Source organism: Variovorax sp. RO1 (assembly GCF_002849325.1).
In the GTDB taxonomy this organism is placed as follows: Bacteria; Pseudomonadota; Gammaproteobacteria; order Burkholderiales; family Burkholderiaceae_C; genus Variovorax.
In genome coordinates, this window is sequence record NZ_PKMT01000001.1 from 558,528 (window position 1) to 582,347 (window position 23,820).

At 68.2% G+C, this 23,820-nt stretch carries 28 protein-coding genes; 19 read left to right on the plus strand and 9 right to left on the minus strand.

The features are described from left to right. Together kefC and kefF are read right to left on the minus strand one after the other, a co-directional pair. Positions 1 to 1,860 carry a glutathione-regulated potassium-efflux system protein KefC gene (kefC, locus tag CY658_RS02515; protein ID WP_101488720.1) on the minus strand — a complete coding sequence of 620 codons (1,860 nt, stop codon included), beginning with the start codon at positions 1,858 to 1,860 and terminating at the stop codon, positions 1 to 3. 2 nt (positions 1,861 to 1,862) lie between these two features. Next, on the minus strand, positions 1,863 to 2,612 hold the full coding sequence (gene kefF, locus CY658_RS02520) for a glutathione-regulated potassium-efflux system oxidoreductase KefF (RefSeq protein ID WP_101488721.1): 750 nt from the start codon (positions 2,610 to 2,612) through the stop codon (positions 1,863 to 1,865). 92 nt (positions 2,613 to 2,704) lie between these two features. Between kefF and CY658_RS02525 the strand changes: the two genes are divergently transcribed. After that, positions 2,705 to 3,325, plus strand: coding sequence for a ParA family protein (locus tag CY658_RS02525; protein WP_101488722.1), 621 nt, complete (start codon positions 2,705 to 2,707; stop codon positions 3,323 to 3,325). A 72-nt stretch (positions 3,326 to 3,397) separates the two neighbouring features. Next, positions 3,398 to 3,868 (plus strand): MaoC family dehydratase, encoded by a 471-nt coding sequence (locus CY658_RS02530; protein ID WP_099792714.1) that lies wholly within the window; start codon positions 3,398 to 3,400, stop codon positions 3,866 to 3,868. 25 nt (positions 3,869 to 3,893) lie between these two features. Here CY658_RS02530 and CY658_RS02535 read toward each other — a convergent pair whose 3' ends face one another. From CY658_RS02535 to CY658_RS02545, 3 genes are all read right to left on the minus strand, one after another. After that, the gene (locus tag CY658_RS02535) at positions 3,894 to 4,184 is read right to left on the minus strand and encodes a DUF4148 domain-containing protein (protein ID WP_101488723.1); all 291 of its coding nucleotides are present in this window, start codon (positions 4,182 to 4,184) and stop codon (positions 3,894 to 3,896) included. 124 nt (positions 4,185 to 4,308) lie between these two features. Then, positions 4,309 to 4,770 (minus strand): tRNA (uridine(34)/cytosine(34)/5-carboxymethylaminomethyluridine(34)-2'-O)-methyltransferase TrmL, encoded by a 462-nt coding sequence (gene trmL / locus CY658_RS02540; protein WP_101488724.1) that lies wholly within the window; start codon positions 4,768 to 4,770, stop codon positions 4,309 to 4,311. Positions 4,771 to 4,801: 31 nt separating this feature from the next. Next, complete coding sequence (locus CY658_RS02545) at positions 4,802 to 5,518, minus strand: ComF family protein (protein ID WP_101488725.1); 717 nt, start codon at positions 5,516 to 5,518, stop codon at positions 4,802 to 4,804. A gap of 22 nt (positions 5,519 to 5,540) precedes the next feature. Between CY658_RS02545 and CY658_RS02550 the strand changes: the two genes are divergently transcribed. The 8 genes from CY658_RS02550 (at position 5,541) to CY658_RS02580 (ending at position 12,022) form a co-directional block, all read left to right on the plus strand. Next, the gene (locus tag CY658_RS02550; protein WP_101488726.1) at positions 5,541 to 6,455 is read left to right on the plus strand and encodes a class I SAM-dependent methyltransferase; all 915 of its coding nucleotides are present in this window, start codon (positions 5,541 to 5,543) and stop codon (positions 6,453 to 6,455) included. Positions 6,456 to 6,618: 163 nt separating this feature from the next. Continuing rightward, a complete protein-coding gene (locus CY658_RS02555; protein ID WP_099792703.1) occupies positions 6,619 to 7,095 on the plus strand; it encodes a DUF2244 domain-containing protein in 477 nt (158 codons plus the stop codon). A 59-nt stretch (positions 7,096 to 7,154) separates the two neighbouring features. Next, positions 7,155 to 8,333: a cytochrome c oxidase subunit II gene (coxB, locus tag CY658_RS02560; RefSeq protein WP_101490187.1), complete on the plus strand. Its 1,179-nt coding sequence runs from the start codon at positions 7,155 to 7,157 to the stop codon at positions 8,331 to 8,333. 43 nt (positions 8,334 to 8,376) lie between these two features. Further along, positions 8,377 to 10,014 carry a cytochrome c oxidase subunit I gene (gene ctaD / locus CY658_RS02565; RefSeq protein ID WP_101488727.1) on the plus strand — a complete coding sequence of 546 codons (1,638 nt, stop codon included), beginning with the start codon at positions 8,377 to 8,379 and terminating at the stop codon, positions 10,012 to 10,014. A gap of 40 nt (positions 10,015 to 10,054) precedes the next feature. Next, positions 10,055 to 10,171, plus strand: coding sequence for a cytochrome oxidase small assembly protein (locus tag CY658_RS32865; RefSeq protein WP_216846572.1), 117 nt, complete (start codon positions 10,055 to 10,057; stop codon positions 10,169 to 10,171). 40 nt (positions 10,172 to 10,211) lie between these two features. Continuing rightward, positions 10,212 to 10,841 (plus strand): cytochrome c oxidase assembly protein, encoded by a 630-nt coding sequence (locus CY658_RS02570; protein ID WP_099792696.1) that lies wholly within the window; start codon positions 10,212 to 10,214, stop codon positions 10,839 to 10,841. Positions 10,842 to 10,891: 50 nt separating this feature from the next. Next, entirely contained in the window at positions 10,892 to 11,059 is a 168-nt protein-coding gene (locus CY658_RS02575) for a DUF2970 domain-containing protein (protein ID WP_099797201.1), read from the plus strand. Positions 11,060 to 11,140: 81 nt separating this feature from the next. After that, complete coding sequence (locus CY658_RS02580) at positions 11,141 to 12,022, plus strand: cytochrome c oxidase subunit 3 (protein ID WP_101488728.1); 882 nt, start codon at positions 11,141 to 11,143, stop codon at positions 12,020 to 12,022. A gap of 80 nt (positions 12,023 to 12,102) precedes the next feature. Here CY658_RS02580 and CY658_RS02585 read toward each other — a convergent pair whose 3' ends face one another. Beyond that, complete coding sequence (locus tag CY658_RS02585) at positions 12,103 to 12,333, minus strand: twin transmembrane helix small protein (protein ID WP_062481367.1); 231 nt, start codon at positions 12,331 to 12,333, stop codon at positions 12,103 to 12,105. 27 nt (positions 12,334 to 12,360) lie between these two features. Here CY658_RS02585 and CY658_RS02590 point away from each other — a divergent pair, with 27 nt between their 5' ends. The 6 genes from CY658_RS02590 to CY658_RS02615 are packed head-to-tail and all read left to right on the plus strand — an operon-like array spanning position 12,361 to position 17,540. After that, positions 12,361 to 13,230 (plus strand): SURF1 family protein, encoded by an 870-nt coding sequence (locus CY658_RS02590; protein WP_101488729.1) that lies wholly within the window; start codon positions 12,361 to 12,363, stop codon positions 13,228 to 13,230. Then, entirely contained in the window at positions 13,214 to 13,897 is a 684-nt protein-coding gene (locus tag CY658_RS02595; protein ID WP_101488730.1) for a hypothetical protein, read from the plus strand. Before CY658_RS02590 ends, CY658_RS02595 begins: the two co-directional genes overlap by 17 nt. Before the next feature lie 22 nt (positions 13,898 to 13,919). Next, positions 13,920 to 15,152 (plus strand): COX15/CtaA family protein, encoded by a 1,233-nt coding sequence (locus CY658_RS02600; RefSeq protein ID WP_101488731.1) that lies wholly within the window; start codon positions 13,920 to 13,922, stop codon positions 15,150 to 15,152. Then, a complete protein-coding gene (gene cyoE / locus CY658_RS02605) occupies positions 15,149 to 16,054 on the plus strand; it encodes a heme o synthase (RefSeq protein WP_101488732.1) in 906 nt (301 codons plus the stop codon). The genes CY658_RS02600 and cyoE overlap by 4 nt, the downstream gene beginning before the upstream one ends. A 15-nt stretch (positions 16,055 to 16,069) precedes the next feature. Beyond that, positions 16,070 to 16,693, plus strand: coding sequence for an SCO family protein (locus tag CY658_RS02610; RefSeq protein ID WP_099792682.1), 624 nt, complete (start codon positions 16,070 to 16,072; stop codon positions 16,691 to 16,693). 16 nt (positions 16,694 to 16,709) lie between these two features. Continuing rightward, positions 16,710 to 17,540 carry a DNA alkylation repair protein gene (locus CY658_RS02615; protein WP_101488733.1) on the plus strand — a complete coding sequence of 277 codons (831 nt, stop codon included), beginning with the start codon at positions 16,710 to 16,712 and terminating at the stop codon, positions 17,538 to 17,540. 70 nt (positions 17,541 to 17,610) lie between these two features. Here CY658_RS02615 and rpoH read toward each other — a convergent pair whose 3' ends face one another. Together rpoH and CY658_RS02625 are read right to left on the minus strand one after the other, a co-directional pair. Further along, the gene (rpoH, locus tag CY658_RS02620) at positions 17,611 to 18,552 is read right to left on the minus strand and encodes an RNA polymerase sigma factor RpoH (protein WP_101488734.1); all 942 of its coding nucleotides are present in this window, start codon (positions 18,550 to 18,552) and stop codon (positions 17,611 to 17,613) included. 136 nt (positions 18,553 to 18,688) lie between these two features. After that, the gene (locus CY658_RS02625) at positions 18,689 to 19,606 is read right to left on the minus strand and encodes a LysR substrate-binding domain-containing protein (RefSeq protein WP_101488735.1); all 918 of its coding nucleotides are present in this window, start codon (positions 19,604 to 19,606) and stop codon (positions 18,689 to 18,691) included. 123 nt (positions 19,607 to 19,729) lie between these two features. On the opposite strand from CY658_RS02625, the gene CY658_RS02630 reads away from it, so the two are divergent. After that, positions 19,730 to 20,548 (plus strand): aminotransferase class IV family protein, encoded by an 819-nt coding sequence (locus CY658_RS02630; protein WP_101488736.1) that lies wholly within the window; start codon positions 19,730 to 19,732, stop codon positions 20,546 to 20,548. A gap of 75 nt (positions 20,549 to 20,623) precedes the next feature. Here the strand turns inward: CY658_RS02630 and CY658_RS02635 are convergent, their stop codons facing one another. Next, complete coding sequence (locus CY658_RS02635; protein ID WP_101488737.1) at positions 20,624 to 21,088, minus strand: Mpo1 family 2-hydroxy fatty acid dioxygenase; 465 nt, start codon at positions 21,086 to 21,088, stop codon at positions 20,624 to 20,626. Positions 21,089 to 21,225: 137 nt separating this feature from the next. Between CY658_RS02635 and CY658_RS02640 the strand changes: the two genes are divergently transcribed. Both CY658_RS02640 and CY658_RS02645 read left to right on the plus strand, forming a co-directional pair. Beyond that, on the plus strand, positions 21,226 to 21,945 hold the full coding sequence (locus CY658_RS02640; RefSeq protein ID WP_101488738.1) for a response regulator transcription factor: 720 nt from the start codon (positions 21,226 to 21,228) through the stop codon (positions 21,943 to 21,945). Beyond that, entirely contained in the window at positions 21,942 to 23,741 is a 1,800-nt protein-coding gene (locus CY658_RS02645; protein ID WP_257884635.1) for a hybrid sensor histidine kinase/response regulator, read from the plus strand. Before CY658_RS02640 ends, CY658_RS02645 begins: the two co-directional genes overlap by 4 nt. Positions 23,742 to 23,820: the final 79 nt, after the last annotated feature.

Here is a 23,820-nt window from a genome sequence, read left to right on the forward strand (position 1 = left end):
TCAAGGCGCCTTCGCGTCGCCCGGCTCGTCTTCGCCGAGCCGGTCCCAGTCCTGGCCCGAACGCAGCTTGCGTTCTTCGCGCTCGCGCGCCATTTGTTCCTCGAACTGCTGGCGGCCTGCCTTGTTGGCGGCGATCAGCTTGGCGCGGTCCTTGTAGTGCGGGTAGATCTCGTCGCTGAGCTTGAGGTTTCGCTGGCGGAAACGCATCGACGCCTCGCGCGCCTCGGCCGCCGGCCAGCCCAGCGCCTCCAGCGTCGAACGGCCGCTGCGCAGCGACGACTCGAACACCTCGCGCTCGATGTCCTGCACGCCGCGGTCGCGCAGCTGGAACAGGTGCGTCACGTTGCGCGCGCGGGCCACGATGCGCGCCTGCGGGAAGTTCTCGCGCACCAGGTCGACGATGTCGAGCGACTGCTCGATGTCGTCCACCGCCACCACGATGGCGCGCGCCGTGCCCGCGCCCGCGGTGCGCAGCAGGTCGAGCCGCGTGGCGTCGCCGTAGAACACGCGAAAGCCGAACTGACGCAGGCCTTCGACGGTGTCGGCGTCGTGGTCGAGCACCGTCACCTGCAGGCCTTGCGACATCAGCAGGCGCCCGACGATCTGGCCGTAGCGGCCGAAGCCGCAGATTAGCACCTTGGCGTCCTGCTGCTCCGAAATTTCGTCGAGCTGCGGCCCGCCCGTGCGGCTGTAGCGCGGCAGCACGAACTTGTCGAGCAGCACCAGTAGCAGCGGTGACAGCAGCATCGACAGCGCGACCGCGCCGATCAGCAGCGAGGTGGTCTGCGGCGGCAGCACGTCGGGCCCGGCGGCCTGGAACACCACGAAGGCGAACTCGCCGCCCTGTGCCAGCAGCAGCGTGAACACCGGCCGCTCCTGGTAGGCCAGGCCCATGGCCTTGGCCAGCGCGTAGATCACGACCAGCTTGATCGCCAGGAAGCTCAGCACCAGCATGGCCATGACCCAGGGGTTGGCCACCAGCACGCCGAAGTTGATCGACATGCCCACCGCGATGAAGAACAGCCCGAGCAGCAGGCCCTTGAAGGGCTCGATGTCGGTCTCGAGCTCGCGCCGGTATTCGCTCTCGGCCAGCAGCACGCCGGCCAGGAAGGCGCCCAGCGCCATCGACAGGCCGACGAACTGCATCAGCGCCGCGATGGCGACCACCAGCAGCAGGGCGGCGGCGGTGAAGATCTCGGGCGTGTCGCTGCGCGCGATCCAGCGCAGGATCGGGCGCAAGAGCAGCCGGCCGCCGAGGATGATGCCGGCGATCACGCCGACGATCTTCAGCGCCTCGAGCGCGCGGTCCAGCCCGCTGATGGACTGCTCGGCCGCCGTGGCGCCGGCCAGCAGCGGCAGCAGCGCAAGGATCGGGATCGCGGCCACGTCCTGGAACAACAGGATCGAGAAGCCGGCCTGGCCGCTGGGCGTCTTCAGCAGGTTGCGTTCGCCGAACACCTGCAGCGCGATGGCGGTGGACGACAGCGCCAGCCCGAGCGCGGCCACCAGCGCCACGCGCCACGGTGCACCCACGGCGCAGCCGGCGGCGAACAGCACCGCCGCGCAGCTGAGCACTTGCGCCGAACCCCAGCCGAAGATCGGGCGGCGCAGGCTCCACAGGCGTTTGGGCTCGAGCTCGAGGCCCACGAGGAACAGCATCAGCACCACGCCGAACTCGGCGAAATGCAGCACGTCTTCGACGCTGGACACGAGGCCCAGTCCCCAGGGGCCGATGGCGATGCCGGCCACGAGGTAGCCGATGATCGAACCGAGCCCGAGGAACTTCGACAGCGGCACCACCAGCACGGCGGCGCCCAGGTAGATCAGGCTGCTGGTCAGCCAGGCGGGTGCGTGTTCCATGCTCAGGCCGCCTTGTTGTTGGTGCTGGTGCTGCCGTTGGCGACGGCCAGGCCGTGCGTCATCGCGTTGTGGAAGGCGCCGGCCACCAGCTTGTTCACGTCGTCCGATTCGGTCGGTCGGTCGGTCGCGGGCACCGGGCAGGCGATGCAGGCGTCGAGCTCGTCCATCTCGGGCCAGACCGGGTAGCTCTCCAGGCGCTGCACGAACATCTCGACATGCGCGGCCACCTCGGCCTCGCTGGCGCGGCGCGCGCCATGCAGCAGCAGCGGCGGCAAAAAGCGCATGCCGCACAGCGCGGCGGTCTGCTCGTAGGGCGGCAGGAAGGCGTCGAAGAAATAGCGGTTGTAGCTTTGCGGGTGGTAGCTCGGCTCGGGGCCGCCGGTGGTGGCGACCAGCCAGCAGTCCTTGCCCTGCAGGGCGGTGCCGCCGGGGCCGTAGGCCCAGCCGTAGCCGAGCACGTCGTCGAGCCAGAGCTTCTGCAGTGGCGGCATCGAGTACCACTGGATCGGATGCAGCAGCACCACCAGGTCCGCACGGGCGAGGCGCTCGCGTTCGACGTCGACGTCGATGGCGAAATCGGGGTAGCTGCCGTAGAGGTCGTTCGCGTCGACGCCGGGCACGCGCTGTGCCGCGGCGAACAAGCGGCGGTTCACGCGCGAGTCGCGCCAGTGCGGGTGGGCCGCCAGCACATAGATGCTGCCGGCCGCTTTCGCGGCGCCAGCGGGGTTCTCCGAGGATGTTGTTGTCGTCATGTGGCGAACATAACGCAGACGGCCCGCCGCCGCCGACGCGCACCCCGGGGCGACTACCATCCCACCCTGTCCCAGTTCTGGAGGAGATCCTCATGCCGGTGGTTCTGGTCGCCAATCCCAAGGGTGGCGTGGGCAAGTCGACGATTGCAACGAACATCGCGGGCTATTTCGCGAGCCGCGGCCATGCCGTGATGCTCGGCGACGTGGACCGCCAGCAGTCCTCGCGGCTGTGGCTCGGTCTGCGCCCGCCGCAGGCCCGCCCCATCGCCACCTGGGGAGCCACCGGCGAGAGCACCGTGGTGCGCCCGCCACGTGGCACCACGCATGCGGTGCTCGACACGCCAGCCGGCCTGCACGGCTGGCGCTTCAAGGAGGTGCTGGCGCTGGCCGACCGCGTGATCGTGCCGCTGCAGCCGAGCATCTTCGACATCTACGCCACGCGCGATTTCCTCGACCGCCTGATGGAAAGCCGCCGCGCCGAAAAGACCCGCATCGGCCTCGTCGGCATGCGCGTGAACGCCCGCACGCTGGCGGCCGACCGGCTGCACGAGTTCATTGCCGGCCTCGGCGTGCCCGTGCTGGGCGAGCTGCGCGACACGCAGAACTACGTGCAGCTGGCGGCGCGCGGGCTCACGCTGTTCGACATCGCGCCGGGCCGCGTGCAGCGCGACCTGGAACAGTGGCAGCCGATCTGCGAATGGCTCGACGCCTGAACGGGCCCCCGGATTTCCCCGATTCCCGGTTGTCGCAAGTCCGACAGCCACCCTTGAGCCCTTGGCACCAGAATGCCCCGCATGACCAAAAAGACATTCCAGACCCTTCAGGATCTCGCCGCCTGCGTCGGCCAGGAAGTCGCCGTGAGCGACTGGATTTCCGTGACGCAGCAGCAGGTGAACCAGTTCGCCGAGGCGACCGGCGACCACCAGTGGATCCACGTCGATGTGGAGCGGGCCAAGTCGGGCCCCTTCGGCGCGCCGATTGCGCACGGGTTTCTCACGCTGTCGCTGCTGCCGAAATTCTTCGAGACGGCCATCGACGTGGTCGAGTCGCGCATGGGCGTGAACTACGGCCTGAACCGCGTGCGCTTCATGTCGCCGGTGCCCGTGGGCCAGCGCCTGCGCGCACGCATGAAGCTGTTGAGCGCCGAGCCGATTCCCAACGACGGCCTGCAGATGACCTGGGAAACCACCATCGAACTCGAAGGCGCCGCCAAGCCGGCGTGCGTCGCCGAGTCGGTGGTGCGCCGTTTTCCCTGAGCGGTTTTTTCTTCTCTTCTTCTCTTTACATCCGGCGGTCGGTGACCTCGCCGTAGGTGGCCGCGCCCTGTCGGGTGATGCCGACGGCGCTCGCGCGCACCGTCGCGCGGTCGACGTTGCCCGAGGTCGGGCGCGCCACGCCGGTGCCGCCATTGCTGATCTGCAGCGGTTGCATGGCTTGTGCCTGGACCTGGGCGCGCGTCAGCGACGACTGGAAGGGCGCGGGCGGGAGCGGGTTCTGCTCGCCCTGGAAGGCGTGGGCGCCGCCGGTGAAGGCGAGGGCGGCGATCGTGATGAGGCGCAAAGTGGTGTGCATGGCGGGACTCCTTGGCAGTCAGCGTTGAGGGGACGGATGCCGGTGCGAATCACCGACATGTCTTCCCATACGCTGCGCAGCGCTGATCGGATGTGCCCCTGTCGCGTGAGGGGCTGAATGGCCGTCAGGCGAAACCGTTTTGCCGCCAGGCCTCGAACACCGTGACCGCCACCGCGTTCGACAGATTCAGGCTGCGCTGGCCGGCGCGCATCGGCAGCCGCAGACGCTGCGGCTCGGCAAAGCCGTCGCGAATCGGCGGCGGCAGGCCGGCGGTTTCCGAGCCGAACACCAGCCAGTCGCCGGGCTGGAAGTGCGCGTCGTGCACGGCGCGGGTGCCGCGCGTGGTCAGCGCGAACATGCGGTCGAGCGGCGGTTGCTGCGTGGCAAGCAGCGCGGCCCAGTCGGCGTGGCGCTTCACTTCGGCGTACTCGTGGTAGTCGAGCCCGGCGCGGCGCAGCAGGCGGTCGTCCATCGAAAAGCCGAGCGGCTCCACCAGGTGCAGCGTGCAGCCGGTGTTGGCCGCGAGCCGGATCACGTTGCCGGTGTTCGGCGGAATTTCGGGGTGGACCAGGACGATATGGAACATGCGCCGATTGTCGCGGGCGCCGCCGGCGGGTTCAGCGCGGCGGATCGGTCCGCGCCAGCACCACGCCGATGATGTGCGCCGCGCCCGCGAGGCGCAAGGTGGCGGCCGCGGCGAACAGCGAGGCGCCGCTGGTCATCACGTCGTCCACCAGCACCACGCGCCGTCCCTGCAGACCGTCGGCGCGCAGCGGCTCCACGGCGAAGGCGCCGCGCAGGTTGCGCAGCCGGTCGGCGCGCGGCAGGCCGCTCTGCGCGGGCGTGTCGCGCGTGCGCAGCAGCAGGGTGGCGTCAGTCTTGGCCGGTGCCAGCCGACGCGCGAGCTCGTGCGCCTGGTTGAAGCCGCGCTCGCCCAGTCGGCCAGGCGCCAGCGGCATCGGCAGCACGAGGTCGCACTGCTCCAGCGCCGGCTCCACCCACGGCGCGCTGCGCAGCAGGGTGGCCAGCGGGCCGGCCCAGCCTGCCTCGCCGCGAAACTTGAACTGGGCGATGCAGTCGGGCCACGGCCACGCGTAGGTGCAGGCCGCCAGGCAAGCGTCGAGCGGCGGCGGGTGCTTGATGCATTCGCCGCAGCGGGCCACGCCCTCGGGCATCGGCAGGGCGCAACCCCCGCAGCGTGCGGTCGGCGGTGCAAAGCGCGCCACGCAGGCGTCGCACACACGCTGCGCGGGCCAGGCGCGGCAGACCTCGCACTGGCTGGGCAGCCGCGCAAGCAGTGAGGTGAAAGGCCTCAGGGCCCGGCGGTTGTGCATGCCTCAATATACTCACGGCCCCATGGCCACCGACCCCGCAAGAAGACCGCCGACCATCGATCCCACGGCGGCCGACCGCTGGCGCCGGCTCGCGCCCGCCGAGGGCTCGCCCTGGCTGCACGAGGAAATCGGCCGCCGGATGGAAGACCGGCTGCAATGGATCAAGGCCCAGCCCCGCACGTGGGCCGACTGGTCGCCGCTGCGCGGTGGCCTCGAAGCCCACGCGCTGCTGGCCCGCCGCTACCGCGACGCCGAAGCCTTCGTCATCGAACCCGAACCCGCATTGGCCGAGCGAACCGGCGAGGCGCTGACCGCGCCCTGGTGGAGCGCGCGCCGCTGGCAGGGCGGCAAGGCCCGCTTCGACGCCACGCCCGAAGACGGCGTCGACCTGCTCTGGGCCAACATGTCGCTGCACATGGCGGCCGACCCCGAGGCGCTCATCGCGCAGTGGCACCGGCTGGTCGCGACCAACGGCTTCCTGATGTTCTCCTGCCTGGGCCCGGACACCGTGCGCGAGCTGCGGGCGTTGCATGCCCGCCTCGGCTGGCCCGCCGCCGGCCATGAATACACCGACATGCACGACTGGGGCGACATGCTCGTGCACGCCGGTTTCGCCGAGCCCGTGATGGACATGGAGCGCATCGTGCTCACCTGGGCCACGCCCGAGGCCGCCCTGGCCGAGCTGCGCACCCTGGGGCGCAACCTGCATCCGGCGCGCTTCCCCGCACTGCGCGGCAAGGCCTGGCACCGGTCGCTCAAGCAGGCGCTGCCCGAGCTGGCGCCGGCCGCGGAAGGCGAGGGCCGCATCGCGCTGACCTTCGAGGTCATCTACGGCCACGCCTTCAAGCCGACGCCGCGCGTCGCGCTGTCGCCCGAGAGTGCGGTGTCGTTGCGCGAGATGCGATCGATGCTCCAGCGCGGCCGCCCTGGCGCCTGAGCGACCCGGCAGCCCTCATTCGGTGCGCGGGGCTCGCGCTCTACCCGCTACAATCCGCCGTTGCGTGAAACTCGCGGGTATTGTCCCGTGATCGAGGGGTGTCGGATCCTGTTTGTACGAGGGGTTTGGCCACCATCGACGCACCGATTTGCTGAACTCGCCCGTGTCGAATTCCGTGTTTCGTTTTGCCACCGTCTCAGGCCAGAACATCCACTGGTTCCTGAAACGAAATTGCTCGGTGACGCCGAGCCAGCTGGCCTGGCTCTACGCCTCGCTGTGCGTGGTATCTCTGGGAACGGGCATGGTGTTCTGGCTGCACGGTGCGCCGCTGGTATTGCCATTCGCCTGGCTCGAACTGGCCGCGGTGGGCTTTGCGTTCATGATGTACGCGCGGCATGCCACCGATGGCGAACGGATCGCGCTGCAAGGCGGACGCCTCGTCGTGGAGCTCGAGAACGGTGGGCACTACGAGCGCACAGAATTTCTTCCGCACCAGGTGCGGATCGAACCGCAGACCGGCGATCGTTCACTGATCGAGGTCTCGGGGCAGGGTCGATCGGTCAGGGTGGGGCGCTATGTACGCCCGGAGTTGCGAGCCGCATTGGCGCGCGAGATTCGCATGGCGTTGCGTGGCGCCTGAGGGGGCTCGCGCGGTGCTGCACGGTTGGGTTTTCGAAAAATTGAAGAAACGTGAACACGATGAAGAGCATTTGGCGCAATAAGTACAGGCCGGCGAATCTGTTGCTGGCGGCCGGCGCGGCGTTCAGCAACGCGGCGCACGCAGTCAACGATCTGCCCGGCGGCCCTTCGGTGCGCCAGCTGAATCTTCCGGTCGGCGTGACCAAGATCGCGCAGGAGCAGCATCTGCTCCACACGATCATGATGATCATCTGCACGGTCATCTTCATCGCCGTGTTCGCGGTGATGTTCTATTCGATCTGGAAGCACCGCAAGTCGGTCGGCCACAAGGCGGCCAACTTCCATGAATCGGTGGTGGTCGAGGTCATCTGGACCATCGTTCCCTTCCTCATCGTGATCGTGATGGCGCTGCCCGCCACCAAGGTGCTGGTGGCCCAGAAGGACACCACCAACGCCGACCTCACGATCAAGACCACCGGCTACCAGTGGAAGTGGGGCTACGACTACCTGAACGGCGAAGGCGAGGGCCTGGCCTTCATCTCCACGCTCGACAGCTCGCAGCGCGCCATGTCCGACGCAGGCGCCAAGGGCGCGATGCCCGACGACTACCTGTTCAAGGTCGACAACCCGATGGTCGTGCCGGTGCAGAAGAAGGTCCGCATCATCACCACCGCGAACGACGTGATCCACGCCTTCGCCGTGCCGCAGCTGGGCCTCAAGCAGGACGCCATTCCCGGCTTCGTGCGCGACACCTGGTTCCGCGCCGAGACCGTGGGCGACTACTACGGCCAGTGCCAGGAACTGTGCGGCAAGGAACACGCCTACATGCCGATCCACGTGAAGGTGGTCTCCTCGGCCGACTACACGGCCTGGGTCGCCACCAAGCGCAAGGAAGCCGCCGCCAAGCTCGACGACCCGACCAAGGTCTGGACGCTGCCTGACATGCTGGCACGCGGCGAGAAGGTCTATGCCTCCAACTGCGCGGCCTGCCACCAGGCCAACGGCAAGGGCGCAGGCCCGATCAAGCCGCTCGACGGCGCAGCCAAGGTGACCGACTCCGACCACAAGGTGCAGCTGCTGGTGCTGCTCAACGGCCAGAACAACGGTGCCATGCCTGCCTGGAAACAGCTGAGCGACACCGATCTCGCGGCCGTGGCCACGTACACCAAGAACAGCTGGTCGAACAAGACGGGCCAGCTGGTGCAACCGGCTGAAGTGCTGGCCCTGCGCGGCAAGTGATCCGACGGCGCCCCGCGAAGAAGAAATTGCAAGGAACAACGACATGAGCGCAGTCCTCGACCCCCACGGTCACGCCCCAGGCGGCCACGCACACGACGAGCATCACGACCACCACGCGCCCACCGGCTGGCGCCGTTGGGTGTTCGCGACCAACCACAAGGACATCGGCACGCTCTACCTGCTGTTCAGCTTCACGATGCTGATGATCGGCGGCGTGCTCGCCCTGCTCATCCGCGCCGAGCTGTTCCAGCCCGGCCTGCAACTGGTGAACCCCGAGCTGTTCAACCAGTTCACCACCATGCACGGCCTGATCATGGTGTTCGGCGCGATCATGCCGGCCTTCGTGGGCTTCGCGAACTGGATGATCCCGCTGCAGATCGGCGCATCCGACATGGCGTTCGCGCGCATGAACAACTTCAGCTTCTGGCTGCTGATTCCGGCGGCCATCATGCTGGCGGGTTCGTTCTTCATGCCCGGCGGCGCACCCGCGGCCGGCTGGACGCTGTACGCACCGCTCACGCTGCAGATGGGCCCCTCGATGGACGCCGGCATCTTCGCGATGCACATCATGGGCGCCTCGTCGATCATGGGTTCGATCAACATCATCGTCACCATCCTGAACATGCGCGCCCCCGGCATGACGCTGATGAAGATGCCGATGTTCTGCTGGACCTGGCTCATCACCGCCTACCTGCTGATCGCCGTGATGCCCGTGCTCGCAGGCGCCATCACGATGACGCTGACCGACCGCCACTTCGGCACCAGCTTCTTCAACCCCGCCGGCGGCGGCGACCCGGTGATGTACCAGCACATCTTCTGGTTCTTCGGCCACCCCGAGGTCTACATCATGATCTTGCCGGCCTTCGGCATCATCAGCCAGGTGGTACCGGCCTTCGCCCGCAAGCGCCTGTTCGGCTACGCCTCGATGGTGTACGCCACCTCGTCGATCGCCATCCTGTCGTTCATCGTGTGGGCCCACCACATGTTCACGACCGGCATGCCGCTCACGGGCCAGCTGTTCTTCATGTACGCGACCATGCTGATCGCCGTGCCCACGGCCGTGAAGATCTTCAACTGGATCGCGACGATGTGGCAGGGCTCGATGACCTTCGAGACGCCCATGCTGTTCGCGGTCGGCTTCATCTTCGTGTTCACGATGGGCGGCTTCACCGGCCTGATCCTCGCGGTCGCACCCATCGACACGCAGCTGCAGGACACGTATTACGTGGTGGCCCACTTCCACTACGTGCTGGTGGCTGGCTCGCTGTTCGCCATGTTCTCGGGCTTCTACTACTGGGTGCCCAAGTGGACCGGCGTGATGTACAACGAAACGCGCGGCAAGGTGCACTTCTGGTGGTCGCTGATCTCGTTCAACGTGACCTTCTTCCCGATGCACTTCCTGGGCTTGGCCGGCATGCCGCGACGCTATGCCGACTACCCGATGCAGTTCGCCGACTTCAACGCGCTCGCGTCGGTCGGTGCCTTCTTCTTCGGCTTCGCGCAGGTGTACTTCTTCCTCTTCATCGTGTTGCCCACCATGCGCGGCAAGGGCGAGAAGGCTTCGCAGAAGCCCTGGGAAGCGGCCGAAGGCCTCGAGTGGGAAGTGCCGTCGCCGGCCCCGTTCCACACTTTCGAGAACCCGCCCAAGCTCGACGCGACCGCCACCAAGGTGATCGGCTGATCGCCCGCGAACGCCGAACACGCACAGCCACTGCACGACGATGACGACACCCGAACAAAGAAAGAACAACCGACGCATGGGGCTCACGCTGGCCTCCATCGCGGTGATCTTCTTCATCGGCTTCATCGCCCGCATGGTCTGGTTCAGCGGTCGCTGACCGCGCCACCGCATATCGCACCCCGAACGGAAGCAACAGCATGAGCCTCGGCCAACGCATCCGCCGCGCCAACGTCCGCATGGTCGGCAAGCTGGCCGTCGTGACTTGCGGCATGTTCGCCTTCGGCTATGCGCTGGTGCCGATGTACCGCGCGATCTGCGAAATGACCGGCATCAACATCCTCGCGCTCTCCGAGCTCCAGGTGCCGGGCGGCGCGAGCGGCGCCAAGAACGTGCGCATCCCGGACAACACGCAGGTCGACATGACCCGCACGATCAAGGTCGAGTTCGACTCCAACGTGCGCGGCGGCCTCTGGGACTTCAAGCCGGCCGAGCGCTTCATCGAAGTGCACCCGGGCCAGCTGAACACGGTGATGTACGAGTTCCAGAACACGCAGAACCGCCGCATGGCCGCGCAGGCCATCCCGAGCTATGCGCCGCAGCAGGCCGCGGCGCATTTCAACAAGCTCGAGTGCTTCTGCTTCAACCAGTACACGCTCGATGCGGGCGAGAAGAAGCAGTGGCCGGTCGCCTTCGTGATCGACCCCAAGATCTCGAAGGATGTCAAGACCATCACGCTGTCGTACACCTTCTTCGAGGTGGGCGGCAAGACGCCTCCGGCCCCGGTGGCCGCCGTTTCGCATGTTGTCGCCGATGAGCCGCGCTCGTGAGTTCGTCGCCACCCAACGCCCCGCGCCGCAAGTCCACGTTGTGGGACACGATGAAGGCGGTGGGCTGGTCGTTCTTCGGGGTGCGTCGCAACAGCGCCTACAAGGAAGACCTGGGCAAGCTCAATCCGCTGCACGTCATCGTGGTGGCGTTTGCCGCAGTGATCGTCTTCGTGGTCGGGCTGGTGCTGCTGGTGCGGCATGTGGTCGCGACCGCCTGAGCGCTGCCTGCTGAGCCGAAGATAAAAACCACGATCTCCAGAATCATTGAATCGAGAGAAGAAAGAAAGCCAGGAGCTGATATGAGTTCAACCACCCACGGCACCACGCCCTACTACTTCGTGCCCGGACCCTCGGCCTACCCGGTCGTGTCCGCGATCGGCTTGTTCTTCGTGATCCTCGGCGCGGGGCAATGGATCAACAGCCACCAGTGGGGCGCCTGGTCGCTGCTGCTGGGCATGGTGATCTGGCTCGGCACGCTCTTCGTGTGGTTCCGTGCCGCCGTCGGCGAGAGCGAGAGCGGCCAGTACGGCCACAAGATCGACCTCTCGTACCGCTGGAGCATGAGCTGGTTCATCTTCTCGGAAGTGATGTTCTTCGGCGCCTTCTTCACGGCGCTGTGGTGGGCCCGCACCCACGCGCTGCCGACGCTCGGCAGCCTGGACAACGCGATCCTCTGGCCCGACTTCAAGGCCGTGTGGCCCAGCGTCGCCGCTGGCGTCACCGGTTCGCCGGCCGGCATCATCGAGCCCTTCCAGACCGTCGGCCCGTTCTGGTTGCCGACCATCAACACCGCGCTGCTGCTGAGCTCGGGCGTGACGCTGACGATCGCCCACCACGCGCTGCGTGCCGACCACCGCGCACAGTGCATCCGTTTCATGTGGCTCACCGTGCTGCTGGGCGTGATCTTCCTGACCGTGCAGGGCTACGAATACTTCCACCTGTACACCGAGCTGAACCTCAAGCTCACCTCGGGCACCTACGGTTCGACCTTCTTCATGCTGACCGGCTTCCACGGCCTGCACGTGTTCATCGGCATGCTGATGCTGCTGTTCATCACGCTGCGCCTGCAGAAGGGCCACTTCACCGCCGAGCGTCACTTCGGCTTCGAGGGCGCCGCCTGGTATTGGCACTTCGTGGACGTGGTCTGGCTGGGCCTGTACGTGCTGGTCTATTGGCTTTGAGCGAAGACCCTCACGGCATTCCAGAAAAAAGGCGCCGTAAGGCGCCTTTTTCATGGTTCTCGTGGAACGAGCACCATCTGCTACTTCCCGAGCGGGAGCCCGGTGGGCTGGATGTAGCCGAGTTTCCAGGCCAGCAGCATGCACAGGAACAAAAAGACCGACAGGCCGATCCGAAAGGTGAGCGCGCGGGCCATGCCCCCGCGCTTGTTTTGCCCGTCGCGACCGTCCTTCAGCATGAAGTAGAGCGCGAAGGCGAGGCTCGCGAAGATGCCCAGAAAGATCAGGGCGACGAAGTATTTCATGACCCGCATTATCGGCCGCACGCCCCGTCCGCTCCAGTGACCTACGAGCCCCTTGTCTCCTCTGCCACGCCGCGCCGCCGCGCAGGCCGGGGCCGTTTCCTGATCGTCACGCTGGCGGCCGTGCTGGCGCTGGCGGCCACCGTGTCGCTGGGCCGCTGGCAGCTCTCGCGCGCCGCGCAGAAAGAAGCGCTGCAGGCCCGCATCGACGCGCAGAAGCAGAAAGCCCCGCTGTCGCAGGCGGAGTTCCTGGCGCTGGGCGAAGCGGTCGGCGAGCTGCACCGGCCGGTGCAGCTGCGCGGCCTGTGGCTCACGGCGCAGACGGTCTACCTGGACAACCGCCAGATGCACGGCACGCCGGGCTTCTACGTGCTGACGCCGTTCGCACTCGAAGGCAGCGAGCAGACCGTGATGGTCCAGCGCGGCTGGGTGCAGCGCAATTTCGTCGACCGCACGCAACTCGGCGTGGTCGAAACGCCGCCCGGCATCGTCGAGCTCACGGCGCTGATCGAGCCGCCGCCGAGCCACCTGTTCGAACTCGGCTCCAAGGCTGCACCGACCCCCGTTGCATCGGCCCCCGCGCCGGCCCCGGCCGCTTCCGGCCCCACCGCTCCGGCACCGGGCATTCAGGGGTCTTCCCCCATCCGGCAAAATCTCGACCTGGAGGCATTCCGTGCCGAGACCCAGCTGCCGCTGCGCACCGACGTGTCGCTGCAGCAGAGCGGGCCGGCGTCCGAGGGCCTGCAGCGCGACTGGCCGGCCCCGGCGTTGGGCCTCGAGAGGCACTACGGTTACGCATTCCAGTGGTTCGGCCTGTCGGCCCTCGTTGTCATCCTCTATGTCTGGTTCCAATTCATCTCCCCCTTCCGGCGCGCGCGGCGCCGCGCACGCGATGGCCGCAGCCTCTGACGAGCCGCTGGGCCTGACCGTGCACTCGATGCCGTCGCCGGGCCAGGCGCTCGACGAGGCAGAGAACCGCCGCACCGTCCACGGGCGCTGGAAGATGATCGCCGTGCTGCTGATGTGCGCGGCACCCGTCATCGCCTCGTACTTCACCTACTACGTGATCCGGCCCGAGGGCCGCAGCGTGTACGGCGAGCTGATCGATCCGCAGCACGAGATGCCCCGCCTCACGGCAACCGACCGCAACGGTGCGCCGGTCGAGCTGGCCACGCTCAAGGGCCAGTGGCTGCTGGTGGCGGTGGCCGATGCGGCCTGCGACGCGCTGTGCGAGCAGCAGCTGTACCTGCAGCGCCAGCTGCGCGAGAGCCTGGGCCGCGAGAAAGACCGCCTGGACCGCGTCTGGCTCGTGAGCGACGCGGCGCCTGTGCCCGAGCGCCTGACCAACGGCCTGCACGGCGCGACCGTGCTGCGCGTGCCGGCCGAGCAACTCGCCCGCTGGCTCGCGCCCGTGAGGGGCCACACGCTGCCCGAGCACCTCTACGTGGTCGACCCGATGGGCAACTGGATGATGCGTTTCCCGGCCCGCATGGACGCCGCCGGCGCGAGCCGCGCCAAGCGCGACATCGACCGCCTGCTGCGCGCCTCGTCCTCGTGGGACGAAGCGGGCCGCTGAGCCCCGCACGAACAATCGCCCGATGGACACGAGCTCCCTCTACGACCTCACGCCGATCGCCTGGATGATGGCCGCCGGCGTGCTGCTCGCGCTCGGCCCGCTGCTCTGGGTGTGGCGCCGCAACGCCGGCTCCGGCCCGGCGCGGCGCCTGCACGCGCTGACCGTGCTCACGCTGTTCCTCACCTTCGATCTCACGCTGTTCGGCGCTTTCACGCGGCTCACCGATTCGGGCCTGGGCTGCCCCGACTGGCCCGGCTGCTACGGCAACGCCAGCCCGGCCGGCGCACGCCACGAGATCGCCATGGCGCAGGCGGCCCAGCCGACCGGCCCGGTGACGCACAGCAAGGCCTGGATCGAGATGGTTCACCGCTACCTCGCGACCGGCGTCGGGGTGCTGATCCTCACGCTCGCGGGCGCGACCTGGATCGTGCGCCGCCGCCAGCGGCGCCAGCCCGCGCCGCCGCTCGACAGTGCGCACCACCACGTCGTGCTCAGCGCCTGGTGGCCCGCGGCGACGCTGGTCTGGGTCTGCCTGCAGGGCGCCTTCGGCGCCATGACCGTCACCTGGAAGCTGTTCCCCGCCATCGTCACGATGCACCTGATGGGCGCCATCGTGCTGCTCGCGCTGCTGTGCATCCAGGCCGTGCGCTACCGCCAGGTGGCGGCGCAGCGCCTGCCCACGGCCGTGTCGCCGGCCCTGCGCAACGGGCTGATCGCCACGGCGGTGCTGCTGGTGCTGCAGATCGCGCTCGGCGGCTGGGTCAGCACCAACTACGCGGTGTTGGCCTGCACGCAGTTCCCGACCTGCCAGGACAGCTGGTGGCCGCCGATGAATTTCGTGCAGGGCTTCGAGATCTGGCGCCACCTCGGCGTGACCGGCGACGGCCGGCCGCTCGACTTTTCCGCGCTCACCGCCATCCACTACGCGCACCGCCTCATGGCGTACGCCGTGTTCGTGGCGCTCGGCCTGCTGGCCTGGCGCCTGCGCCGCCTCGAGGCGCTGCGCGCGCAGGCAAACTGGCTGGCCGGCCTGGCGCTGCTGCAGCTGGCCACGGGCCTGGGCAACGTGCTGCTCGGCTGGCCGCTGGCCGCGGCCGTGCTCCACACCGGCGGCGCCGCGGCGCTGGCGGTGGTCCTGACCTGGGCGCTGTGCGAAAGCCGCCGCGAAAGCGTTGCCGCTGGATCGGCTGCACCGATTCCGCGCGCCGTCGACAATGCGCGCGGCACCCCCCAACCGAAGAAAGCCACCGCGTGAGCACCCCGATCCCCGTTCAGCACACCAGCACCGCCAACGTGCTGCGCCAGTTCTACGCGCTCACCAAGCCGCGCGTGGTGCAGCTGATCGTGTTCTGCGCGCTCATCGGCATGGTGCTGGCCGTGCCCGGCCTGCCGTCGTGGGCCGACGTGCAGCGCGGCGTGCTGGCCTGCCTGGGCATCTGGCTCGTGGCCGGTGCGGCCGCCGCGTTCAACTGCCTGGTCGAGAAGGGCATCGACGCCAAGATGAAGCGCACCGCCTGGCGCCCCACGGCGCGCGGGCAGCTCAGCGACATGCAGGCGCTGGTGTTCTCGGCGCTGCTGTGCGCGGCGGGCTCGGCGCTGCTGTGGTTCACGGTCAACCCGCTGACCATGTGGCTCACCTTCGCCACCTTTGTCGGCTACGCGGTGATCTACACCGTCATCCTGAAGCCGCTGACGCCGCAGAACATCGTGATCGGCGGCGCCTCGGGCGCCATGCCGCCGGTGCTGGGCTGGTCGGCGATGACGGGCGATGTCGGTCCCGAGGCGCTGATCCTGTTCCTGATCATCTTCCTGTGGACCCCGCCGCACTTCTGGGCGCTGGCGCTGTACCGCGTCGAGGACTACCGCAAGGCCGGCCTGCCGATGCTGCCCGTGACGCACGGCAACGAGTTCACGCGGCTGCAGGTGCTGCTGTACACCTTCATTCTGTTCGCCGCCTGCCTGATGCCGTTCATCTACGGCATGAGCGGCTGGCTCTACCTCGCGGTGGCCATCGGCGTGAGCATCGGCTTCACCGGCTATGCCTTCGCGCTGTGGCGCAACTACTCCGACGCGTTGGCGCGCAAGACCTTCCGGTTTTCGCTCATCCACCTGAGCGTGCTGTTCGCGGCGCTGCTCATCGACCATTACCTCCGCTGACCGGACCGTCTGCCCATGAACAAGCGCAATGCCCTGAAATCGATCGCCGCCACCGCCGGCTGGGTGGCCGCCTCGGCCACGTTGGGGCTGGGCCTGTCGGCCTGCAGCGAGCAGCAACCGAAGCAGAGCTTCCAGGCGGTCGACATCACGGGCGCCGATTACGCCAAGGATTTTTCGCTCACCGACGCCGACGGCAAGGTGCGCACGCTGGCCGACTTCAAGGGCAAGGCGGTCGTGCTGTTCTTCGGCTACGTGCAGTGCCCCGACGTCTGCCCGACCACGATGACCGAAATGGCGCAGGTCAAGCAGCAGCTCGGCGCCGACGGCAGCAAGCTGCAGGTGCTGTTCGTCACCGTCGATCCGGCGCGCGACACGCCCGAGGTGCTCAAGGCCTACATGGGCGCGTTCGACCCGAGCTTCGTGGCCCTCATCCCCACGCCCGAGCAACTCGTCGCCCTCGCGAAAGACTTCAAGGTCTATTACAAGAAGGTCGACGGCAAGACGCCGACCAGCTACGCGATGGACCACTCGGCCGCGAGCTACATCTACGACCCGCAAGGCCGGCTGCGGCTCTACGCGCGCTATGGCGCGGGCGTGCCGGCGATGGTGTCGGACCTGAAGACGCTGCTCGCTTCCTGAGCCGGGCGCCCAGGGCATGAATACCGCATCGGTCGACCATCTGAAGTCGCGCAAGGGCGCGTTCCGCATCGCGCTCATTCCGCCCGAGGTGCTGGGCGCGCTGAACGGCGGGCTGCTCGAGACCGTCAACCTCAACGAATTTCTCGCGCTCGAACTGCCTCTGCTCGCGCGCAGCGTGGCGGGCCATGTCGGCCTCGACGCGGCGCACGAACGGCTGGACGACACGCTCGCCATGTTGGCCGCGTTCAAGCCCATGCAGCGCCACAGCCACATCGCGCGGGCGCTGTACGACATGACGGCTGCGCATGCCGAGCGCGATGCCGTGGCGCACCGGCTGGCCACGCACGCGAGCGACGTCGCGCGCTGCTGGGCCGTGCAGTGGATCACGCTGTCGGACCTGCCGCTCGCCGAGCAGCTCGTCGCCGTGCGCCGTTTCGCCGCCGACCCGCACTTCGGCGTGCGCGAGTTCGCATGGATGGCCGTGCGCGACAGCGTCATCGGCTCGCTCGACGAGGCGCTGGCGCTGCTGCAGCCCTGGGTGGCCGATGCCGATCCGAACGTGCGTCGCTTTGCCAGCGAACTCACGCGCCCGCGCGGCGTGTGGTGCGCGCAGATCGAGGCGCTGAAGGCCGAGCCCTGGCTGGCGCTGCCGCTCTTGGAGCCGCTGCGCGCCGACGGCCACCGCTACGTGCAGAACTCGGTGGCCAACTGGCTCAACGACGCGAGCAAGACGCAGCCCGAATGGGTCGAGACGCTGTGCACGCGCTGGGTGGCCGAGTCGCCCACCGCCGAGACCCGCTACATCGCGAAACGGGCGTTGCGCACGTTGACCAAATCGACACCCTGACCTGCGCCCCCTGAACGAAAAAAAGCCCGGCACTGCCGGGCTTTTTCGTGGAGGAGGGCGGTCGCAACGCTTACGCGTACTCGGCCAGCGCCTTCTTCATCTTCTTCATCGCCGCGACTTCGATCTGGCGGATGCGTTCGGCGCTCACGCCGTACACCGCGGCCAGGTCGTGCAGCGTCATGCCGCCCGAGCCGTCGTCGTTCACCTTGAGCCAGCGCTCTTCGACGATGCGGCGGCTGCGCTCGTCCAGCGCCTCGAGGGCGGTGGCGATGCCGTCGCTCGACAGGCGATCGCGCTGCTGCGATTCGAGCAGAGCGGTCGGCTCCTGCGTGGCGTCGGCCAGGTAGGCGATCGGGCCGAAGCCTTCGTCGCCGTCATCGGACGGACCCGGATCGAGCAGCACGTCGCCACCCGACAGGCGGGTTTCCATCTCGAGCACTTCCTCGGGCTTCACGTTCAGGCGCGTGGCCATCTGCGAGACCTCGTCGGGGCTCAGCGTTTCCCGGTGCGTGCCGTTGTCGGCCGCGGCCGAGTCGGCCTTGAAACTCTGCTTCATCGAGCGCAGATTGAAGAACAGCTTGCGCTGGGCCTTGGTCGTCGCGACCTTGACCATGCGCCAGTTCTTCAGGATGTACTCGTGGATCTCGGCCTTGATCCAGTGCATGGCGTAACTCACCAGCCGCACGCCCTGGTCGGGGTCGAAACGCTTCACGGCCTTCATGAGACCGACGTTGCCTTCCTGGATCAGGTCGCCGTGCGGCAGCCCGTAGCCCAGGTACTGGCGGGAAATGGAGACGACCAGGCGCAGGTGCGACAGGATCAGCGCACCGGCGGCTTCGAGGTCGTTCTGGTCGCGCAACTTGCGTGCGAAGCCCTGCTCTTCTTCGAGCGTGAGCAGCGGCAGGCGGTTGGCGGCCGAAATGTAGGCATCCAGGTTGCCCAGCGGGGGGACCATCGACCATGGGTTGGCGACGGCCAGCTGGTTGGCAGAGACTCCAGACAGCGTTGTCATCAGGGGAAACTCCTTTGTGGCGGTCATATTAGCACTCGGTTAGAGGGAGTGCTAAGCCAAGGGTTCCCTTGCATTTCTATCGTTGCGATAGCTTTTGTCGCGATTTGCTGGATATTTGTATGCCATTTGGCGTTTTTCAAGTCCGTGCCGCTTGTCCGAGCAGCCAGTCCTGGAACGCCAGGATGCGCGGGTCATTGGCGCTGCCTTCCGGGTAGACCAGGTGGTAGGCGTAGCCCGCCACCATGGGCACGCCGATGTCGAACAGCCGCACCAGCCGGCCCTGGGCAAGGTCGGCGGCGATCATGTCCAGGTCGGCCAGGCCGACCATGCCGCTTTCGGTGACGGCGCGCACCACGTCGCTCGAGTCGGCGAACCCAATGCAGCGGCTGTCGTCGAAGCCCTCGATCCCGGCCGCGGCCATCCACATCGGCCAGTTCGGCCAGACCATGCCGTCGGTCTTCCAGTCGACGTAGCACAGCGTGTGCTGGAACAGGTTGCGCGGCGTCGCCAGCGGGGGCCCGCTGGCGAGCAGCTTCGGGCTGCAGACCGGCACGATCACGGTGTCGAACAGGCGCTGCGCGCGCGTGCCCGCGTCGTGCCCCTTGCCGAAGCGGATCGCCACGTCGATGTCGTCGGCGTCGAAATCCCGCAGCGCGTCGGAAATGTCGAAACCCAGTTCCAGCCCCGGATTCGCGGCACGGAACTGCGGCAGCCGGGGCAGCAGCCAGTTGGTCGCGAAGCGTGCGCTGGTCGACACGCGCAGCGTCGCCGTCCCGCGCGCCATGCGCCGGGCGCGGCCGGCGGCGCGGCGCAGGGTGTCGAGCGCGTCGGCGGTGGCCTCGAACCACACGGCGCCGGCGGGCGTCAGGCGGATGCTGCGGCTGGTGCGCGTGAACAGCACCATGCCCAGCTGGTCCTCGATTTCCTTGATCTGGTGGCTCACGGCCGCCGGCGTCAGCCCGACTTCCTCGGCGGCCCGCGTGAAGTTCAGGTGCCGCCCGGCGGCCTCGAAGGTGCGCAGGGCGCGGGTGCCGGGGATCAGTTGGGGGGTCATTGATCTTCAAATAATTTTTGATGATTCCCTAAAAACTATTCGTTTCCCATAGGGAAGTCAACGCGGGATAGTTCAGGAACTTGATGATCCATCCGCAACGGCCCTCTCAGGAGCAACGAAACCATGTCCGCCAGCGCCCCTTCTTCTTCCACTTTCGTCGTGCAACGCAACGGCCAGCCCGCAACCGCCGAGGCCCTGGCGTCGCTGGCCTTCGCGGGCCACGCCCATTTCACCGCCATGCAGGTGCGCGGCGGCCGGGTGCGGGGGCTCGACCTCCATCTGGCGCGGCTGCGCTTCGCCTCGCAGACCCTGTTCGGCCAGGCGCTGCCTGACGACGCAGTGCGCGCTCACCTGCGTGCCGCACTCGCGGCCGGCCCGGCGGACCTGTCGCTGACCGCCACCGTCTACTCCCCGGCCGGCGAATTCACCGTGGCCGACGCGGCGCCCGAGCTGCTGATCCGCACCGGCCCGCCGTCCAACGGCCCCGCCGGCCCGCTGACCTTGGCCGCGATCGAGCACGAGCGCTTCCTGCCGGCCGTGAAGCACGTCGGCGAAGGCGCCAAGACGCAGCTGCTGCGCCAGGCCGCCACGCAGGGCTTCGACGACACGGCCTTTCTCGACCGGCAGGGCCGGCTCGGCGAGGCGTCGATCTGGAACCTGGCTTTCTGGGACGGCCAGGCGGTGGTGTGGCCCGAGGCCGACGTCCTGGCCGGTACCACGATGGACATCGTGCGCCGCCAACTCGATCGCCTCGGCGTCCCGCAGCGCAGCCAGGTGCTGCGGAGGACCGACCTGCCCGCGCTGGCCGGCGCCGTGGTCATGAACTCGTGGACGCCGGGCGTGGCGGTGCACCGCATCGGCGACGTGGCGTTGCCGGCCGCGCCGGCTTTCGTGGAACTGCTGCAACGGGCCTATGAGGCCGAGGCGCTCGTGTCGCCTTGAACGAACCCTCGTGCTCGGACGCTGCGTGCCACATCAGAGAACGCGAGGGACACCATCCCTCTCAGAGGCCGCCGGCTACCAGCGGATGCCGAGCTTCAGGAACAGCTTCGACAGCACGAACAGCGGACCGACCCAGAGGTACTGGACGTCCTCGAAGAACGACGGCTTCTTGCCTTCCATCTTGTGGCCGACGAACTGGAAGATCCACGCCACCACGAAGATCGCCGCCGACACCGGCAGCACCGCGGTGCCCATCGCATGCACCGCCACCAGCGCCAGCACCGTGAGCGCCAGCATGGTGACGAGGAAGGCCGATGAGCGCAGCAGGGCGTAGTACACGAGGCTGGCCGCCACGAAGGCGTAGGCCACCCACGGGTGGATCGCGAACAGCAGCCCGACGATGCTCAGCATGATCGCGGGAATGGCCACGAAGTGGATCAGCTCGTTGGTCGGATGGCGGTGGCTCTCCTCGTAGTGGGCGAGCAGGCGGTCGACCTTGCGCTCGCTGGTGGCGAGGGGGGCGGCGGCAGTGTGGGTCATGGCAGGTCTCCGGGGCGCCGTGCGTTGCGGCAGGACTTCCATGGTGCCCACGGTGCGGCACCATGGCAAGTAGCGCTGTCCCGGCGCCATGACTAAGGGCACTGTCGCCCGGGGCTTGCGCCGCTAAGATCAAATCCGTGGCCTCTTTCGACTCCCCCTCCGCACCCCCGTCGCCCCTCACCGACACCGGTGTGCCTGCCGGCGTGTCCGGCGCGATCCTGGTGGTGGACGACCACGACCTGCTGCGCCTGGGCGTGAGCGCGCTGGTGCAGGCCCAGGCCGCCACCTCGGGCGCGCGCATCGCGGTGTTCGAGGCCGGCAACATCGCCGACGCGCTCGCGCTCTACGCGGCCAACGAAGCCGCCATCGGCCTCGTGCTGCTCGACCTCGCGCTGCCCGACACGCACGGGCTCAGCGGCCTGGCCGAGTTCCGGCTGCGCTTTCCGGCGGCGCGCGTCGTGGTGCTCTCGGGCACCGCCAACAGCACGCTGGCGCAGGGCGCGCTCGCGCTCGGTGCCAGCGCCTTCCTGCCGAAGTCCGCCGACCTGAAGGAGATGGTGGGCTTCATCCGCGCCTGCGGCCTGTTCGAGGCCGACGGCACGCCGCAGCAGCCGCTGCCGCCCGCGGTGCTGCCCAAGTCGCTGTCGGGGTATGCGGAGTTCGCGCACGCCAGCGCCTGGCAGGAACTCACACCGCGCCAGACGCAGGTGCTGCAGTGGGTGCTCGAAGGCAAGGCGAACAAGGAGATCGCGCAACTGGCCAACCTCAGCGAGGGCACGGTGAAGAACCATGTCTCGACCATCCTCCTGCTGTTCGGCATGCGCTCGCGCGCCCAGCTGATCAGCATGCTGCGTTGAGCGGCGCCACGCTGGCGGGCCGCGGCGATGCCGCAGCCGGCCAGCTGCTGAGCCAGCGCGTGCTGCGCGAGCACGTCGGCTCGGTCTACGACACCTACGGCATTTCCACGCTGACCCACCTGGGCTTCGTGGTGGTGTTCGGCTGCATCATCTATTCGCAGCTCAGCGATGCACGCCTGCTGTTCTGGATGGCCGCGCTGGTGGCGGTCGACATCTACATCTTCTTCACGCCGCGCTGGACACCCGCCCGCCCGCCTTCGGAGAGCCCGTACTGGGCCCGCAAGATCTCGCGCATGGTCACGCTGGTCAGCATGATCACGGCGGTGGTGCCCTGGTTCATCGTGCCGCACGAGAACATGCCCATGACCTCGCTGCTGATGGCCGTGATCGTCGGCAGTTGCGCGCGCGCCGCGCAGTCGCTGTGGCCGCTCAAGCCCGCGCTGTTCGGCTACACGCTGCCCATGTCCCTGGGCATGATCATCGCGCTGGCCTGGCAAGGCGACGGCCTGCACCTGTTCCTGGCCGCAGCCGGCTCGGCCTATTTGATGCTCACGCTGCACGCCGGCGTGCGCCAGCACCGGCTGCTCACCGACTCGCTCATGCTGCGTTTCGAGAACGAGGCGCTGGCCGCGCGCCTGGGCGAGCAGATCGCCGCCACCGAACGCGCCAGCGAAGAAAAGACCCGCTTCCTCGGCGCCGCCAGCCACGACCTGCGCCAGCCGCTGCACGCCATCGCACTGTTCGGCGCCGCGCTCGAGAACGAGCTGCGCGGCCGTCCCGAGAGCCGCAACGCCGAGCGCCTGATGCGCGCCGTGAACGCGCTGGGCGCATCGCTCGACACCATGCTCGATGTCTCCCGGCTCGACGCGGGCGTCATCACGCCATCGCCGCAGCCGGTCGAGCTCGATGCGCTGTTCCTGCCGCTCAACCACACCTTCTCGGCGCAGGCCGAGCAGAAGGAGCTGCAGCTGCGCGTGCGCGCCAGCGGCCTGTGGGTGCGAAGCGATCCGCAGCTGCTGCACCGCATGCTGTCCAACCTGATGGACAACGCCCTCAAGTACACCGTGCAGGGCGGCGTGACCGTCACCGCGCGCGACCGCGGCGACACCGTGTGGATCGAGGTGCGCGACACCGGCATCGGCATCGCGCCCGAGCAGTCGCACCGCATCTTCGAAGAGTTCTATCAAATCGATAACCCGGGCCGCGACCGCGCGCGCGGGCTGGGCATCGGCCTGTCGATCGTGCGTCGCCTGTCGCGGCTCCTGGGCCATCCGGTGCAGATGCATTCGCGCCCGGGCCGGGGCACGCACTTCCGCGTCGTGCTGCCGACCGTGCCGCCGCAGGTCAGCGCGCTCGTGGGGCCGTTCCCGGCCGGCAGCGTCGAACTGGCTGCACGCCGCCGCGCCGCCACGCTGCCCGGTCGTGTGCTGCTGATGGACGACGAACTCGAAATCCGCGAAGCCATGACCGGCCTGCTGCGCTCGCACGCGATCGACGCGCACGCCGTCGCCGACGAGGCCGCTGCAGCCGATGCGCTGCACCAGGCCCGCGCCGAAGGCCGGCCCTTCGGCCTGCTGATGTGCGACTACCGCCTGGCCGACGGCGTCGACGGCCTCGACGCCGGCCTGCGCCTGAGTCGGCACCTGGGCACCGAACTGCCGCTTCTGCTGATCACCGGCGAGACCTCGCCCGACCGCCTGCAGCGCGTGCGCGAGTCGGGCGTACCGGTGCTGTTCAAGCCCGTGGCGCCCGATGCACTGCTGCAGGCCATGGCCGAGCTGGCGCCGGCACCGTAGCGTTTCGCACACTGCCTGCGGCTGAAAGTGAATACGTTGTAGTTCATTGCGTGCCGATCCCATCGGTTGGGTGCACATG